This window comes from Limnohabitans sp. (assembly GCF_044373035.1).
Lineage (GTDB): Bacteria > Pseudomonadota > Gammaproteobacteria > Burkholderiales > Burkholderiaceae_C > Limnohabitans_A.
Window position 1 is genome coordinate 1 of sequence record NZ_JBILQU010000192.1, and the last position, 3,137, is coordinate 3,137.

Below are 3,137 nucleotides of genomic sequence, written 5' to 3' on the forward strand. Positions count from 1 at the left end.
TGCGCAAGGTGACCAAGAGCCGGGGCTCGTTCCCCAGCGATGAGGCATTGCTGAAATTGTTCTACCTGGCGCTGAACAACATCAGCAAGAAGTGGACGATGCCGCTCAGAGATTGGAAAGCCGCATTGACCCGGTTTACCATTCAGTTCGAAGGCAGGATGCCCAATGACTGATCTCAGCCCCGTTTACACAAAATGCCGTACACCCTCGGCACCGGTCCCACTTCACATGAATTCGCCCGCCCGGCGTATCCACGACCATGGCCTCCAGTGCCTGCGTTTGGACAGCAAGTTGACGCCTTTTTGCTTCACCCATTTGGTGACTCCAATAAATCCATTGAAATTGGCGTCTAGTCTAGCTTGCAGCCGGTTTACGCAATGTCAACTGTCGGAAATAGGGTGAATTCGAGTTCACTCGGCGAGTGCTCTATACTGTGTTCCATGTGCAGTAATACTGCGCTCTATGTCAGGAGTCTCCGCCATGCCTTCCACCACACTTCGAGCGTCGTACACCATCGCAGCCCCGATCCTGCAGCGCTTCAATGCGGCCGTGCCGCATGGCGAGCGCAGCCGCGTCATGGAAGGGCTCATGATGCAAGCCTTGGCCACACGCGAAGCGGAGCTGGAGCGCATCGCAGAGGCCTACATGACCGATCCGGCGTTTGCCGAGTGCCGTGATGATGAAAAACGCTGGGATGTCACCGTGGGTGATGGTCTGGACAACCTCTAACCCAGCAGCACCATGGATTTCGAACGCGGGCACATCTTTCGGGTCAACCTCGAACCCACACAAGGCAGTGAGCAACAAGGTACAGCGCGGCCATGTGTCATTTTGTCGATCACACCGCTCAATGCCAAGTTACGCCAAGTGGGCGTTGTGCCCCTTTCGACATCGGCGCGAGCGCTGCCCCCGGTGGTGGTGGCGGTACCTTCCGCCGGCGTTTCATCGGTCGCCCTGTGTCATCAGTTGCGCACCATAGACAAGGCGCGCATCGGCAAGCACCTCGGTGAAGTGTCTGCGGCCGACTTGACGGCCATTGAAAACGCGGTGCGTCAGGTGTACGCCCTGTGACCCTGCTCGTGACCCAGGCCACAAGCGGCGCTCGGCAACGGCTTGGGGTGATTGATGCGTAGTGCAACACATCGCTTGGTGCACTCCACTGGCTCCCGCCATCCAAGTGAAGGGCGTCGGCCACGCCTTGCATGACGCAGTAGCCATGCATGCCGTACCTGATCCGGCATTCATGGATTCCCGCTTGCGCAGGAATGACGCTAAAAAAGCTGCTACGGCCAGCGGCCCGAGTGACTGACATGCGCATAAAATGCGCACAAAAGGAGTGATCCATGCCAAATCTTGAGGGTGCCACCAAAAAACCTGTCAACCTTTCTCTGAACGAAGCGCTGGTGCAGGAGTCTCGCGCGTATTGTGGCAACCTGTCAGCCAAGGTTGAAGAAATGTTGTAGGCCTATGTGGTTTCTGAGCGTCAATTACGGCAACAACACCGCCAGCAGGCGCAGCAAGCGGTGGTCAGTTGGAACGCCTTGTACGAAGCGGAGGGCTCTTATGCCGACGCGCATTCCACCCTTTAAGACAGGTCATGCCCCAGTACGACGTGCATTTGAACCCAGGTCCCATGCGAGCCACGGTGCCCATGGTGGGGGTGGTTCAGTCGGCTCTATTTGAAGGCTACAGGCGTCGTGTGGTGGTGCCGCTGGTTTTGCGATCGGCCTTGCCAGTCAGTGCCAAAGTGGCAGGCACGCGCATGAACCCGGTGTTCAAAATCAAAGGCCAGATGCTTGTGCTGCACCCGCTGGACATGGTGTCTGTCGCCTGTGAGCAATTCGGCCCATGTGTGGGCAGTCTGGCAGACTAGGGCCAAGTGATTGCAGATGCGCTCGATGAATTGTTGACACGCAGTTGGGGCTGAATTCAGGCCGCTCTCTGCGAGCTTTGAGTCTGCGCTGCCCAAGCCCGTGCACCCTGCACCACATCGCCCACCACGATGATGCTGGGGCTTTCCAGCTGTTCGCGTTGTGCGGTGTGCACCAGTTCACCCAGCGTGGTCAGGGCCTGGCGCTGAGTGGGCAAGCTGGCGTTTTGCACCACTGCCACAGGCGTTTGGGCAGGCAAGTTGCAGAGCAAGCCTTGGCCGATGTGCTCCAGGCTGCTCACGCCCATGTAAATGACCAGCGTCAGTTTGGCCTGCCGAGCGGTGGCCGCCAGCTGCGCCCAATCGGTTCCGGTATCGCCGGGTTTGGCATGGCCCGTCACAAACACCACGCCGTGCGCGTGCTCGCGGTGCGTCAGCGGCGCACCTAAGCTGCTCATGCCTGCCAGGCCCGAGGTGATGCCATTGACCACCTCGACGTCGATGCCTGCTGTGCGCAGATGCTCGACTTCTTCACCGCCCCGACCAAAGATGAAAGGATCGCCGCCTTTGAGGCGCACCACCTGCTCGCCTTCTTGCACGGCGGTGATCATCAGTTTGTCGATGAAGGCCTGCGGCGTGCTCTTGCAGCCACCGCGCTTGCCCACATGCACGATGCGGGCGTTGGGCGAGGCGTGTTCGAGCACGTCGTCGTTGACCAGGTCGTCGACCAACAACAAGCTGGCACTGGCAATCGCTTTGACGGCTTTGAGGGTCAGCAGTTCCGGGTCACCGGGACCGGCTCCGACCAAAGTGCAGCGGTAGGCAAAGTGAGGGCTCATGGGCGTTCAAAAATCAGATCAGAAATGAATTTATCCAATTTTCTGATCTAACAACCGCGCCGCCAAATACTTTATTGGCATAAAGCAAATGAAGCAGGCCGCTCGCGTGCCCAGCTTTGGCGACCTTCAGGCGGCGTGCATGCCGTGTTCCTCTTTCAAGGCCTTGCACGCTGGCGATGCCCAAAACGCTAACAACGCCCGCAGGGCTTCGGTCTGGGTGCTGCTTGTCGCCACTGAGCCCGAAAACGTGGTGGTGATTTGTACCGTCTCGGGCAGGGTGCCCAAAACGGTGATGCCCGCTACGCCCAGCATTTCGCTCAGCTGTTGAAAGCCCAGCGCCACTTCGCCCAACGCCACCAGCGAGCCCACCGGCACGCCGGGTTTGGCCTGCACGAGGCGGTCCTTGATTTGTTCGGCGATGCCCCAGG

Annotated in this window: 6 protein-coding genes and 1 pseudogene; 5 read left to right on the forward strand and 2 right to left on the reverse strand. The window is 59.1% G+C overall.

Annotated elements, in window-relative coordinates:
• From ACIQ47_RS15650 to ACIQ47_RS15670, 5 genes and pseudogenes are all read left to right on the forward strand, one after another.
• Positions 1 to 173: pseudogene (locus ACIQ47_RS15650) on the forward strand (IS256 family transposase); the annotation flags it as partial.
• Between the two features lie 307 nt (positions 174 to 480).
• A complete protein-coding gene (locus ACIQ47_RS15655) occupies positions 481 to 729 on the forward strand; it encodes a hypothetical protein (protein ID WP_296292273.1) in 249 nt (82 codons plus the stop codon).
• A 12-nt stretch (positions 730 to 741) separates the two neighbouring features.
• The gene (locus ACIQ47_RS15660; protein WP_296292272.1) at positions 742 to 1,071 is read left to right on the forward strand and encodes a type II toxin-antitoxin system PemK/MazF family toxin; all 330 of its coding nucleotides are present in this window, start codon (positions 742 to 744) and stop codon (positions 1,069 to 1,071) included.
• A 272-nt stretch (positions 1,072 to 1,343) separates the two neighbouring features.
• The gene (locus tag ACIQ47_RS15665; RefSeq protein ID WP_396438969.1) at positions 1,344 to 1,463 is read left to right on the forward strand and encodes a type II toxin-antitoxin system CcdA family antitoxin; all 120 of its coding nucleotides are present in this window, start codon (positions 1,344 to 1,346) and stop codon (positions 1,461 to 1,463) included.
• A 134-nt stretch (positions 1,464 to 1,597) separates the two neighbouring features.
• Positions 1,598 to 1,873: a CcdB family protein gene (locus ACIQ47_RS15670; RefSeq protein WP_296292270.1), complete on the forward strand. Its 276-nt coding sequence runs from the start codon at positions 1,598 to 1,600 to the stop codon at positions 1,871 to 1,873.
• A 56-nt stretch (positions 1,874 to 1,929) separates the two neighbouring features.
• Here the strand turns inward: ACIQ47_RS15670 and cobA are convergent, their stop codons facing one another.
• Positions 1,930 to 2,709: a uroporphyrinogen-III C-methyltransferase gene (gene cobA / locus ACIQ47_RS15675; RefSeq protein WP_396438970.1), complete on the reverse strand. Its 780-nt coding sequence runs from the start codon at positions 2,707 to 2,709 to the stop codon at positions 1,930 to 1,932.
• Between the two features lie 126 nt (positions 2,710 to 2,835).
• Positions 2,836 to 3,137, reverse strand: a 302-nt coding sequence (locus ACIQ47_RS15680; RefSeq protein WP_396438971.1) for a substrate-binding domain-containing protein, incomplete at its 5' end; no start/stop codon positions are given.

Bases quoted from the DNA above. Each gene is read 5' to 3' on its own strand.
- ACIQ47_RS15655 (WP_296292273.1), top strand. From the start codon at position 481: ATGCCTTCCACCACACTTCGAGCGTCGTACACCATCGCAGCCCCGATC.
- ACIQ47_RS15660 (WP_296292272.1), top strand. From the start codon at position 742: ATGGATTTCGAACGCGGGCACATCTTTCGGGTCAACCTCGAACCCACA.
- ACIQ47_RS15665 (WP_396438969.1), top strand. From the start codon at position 1,344: ATGCCAAATCTTGAGGGTGCCACCAAAAAACCTGTCAACCTTTCTCTG.
- ACIQ47_RS15670 (WP_296292270.1), top strand. From the start codon at position 1,598: ATGCCCCAGTACGACGTGCATTTGAACCCAGGTCCCATGCGAGCCACG.
- cobA (WP_396438970.1), bottom strand. From the start codon at position 2,709: ATGAGCCCTCACTTTGCCTACCGCTGCACTTTGGTCGGAGCCGGTCCC.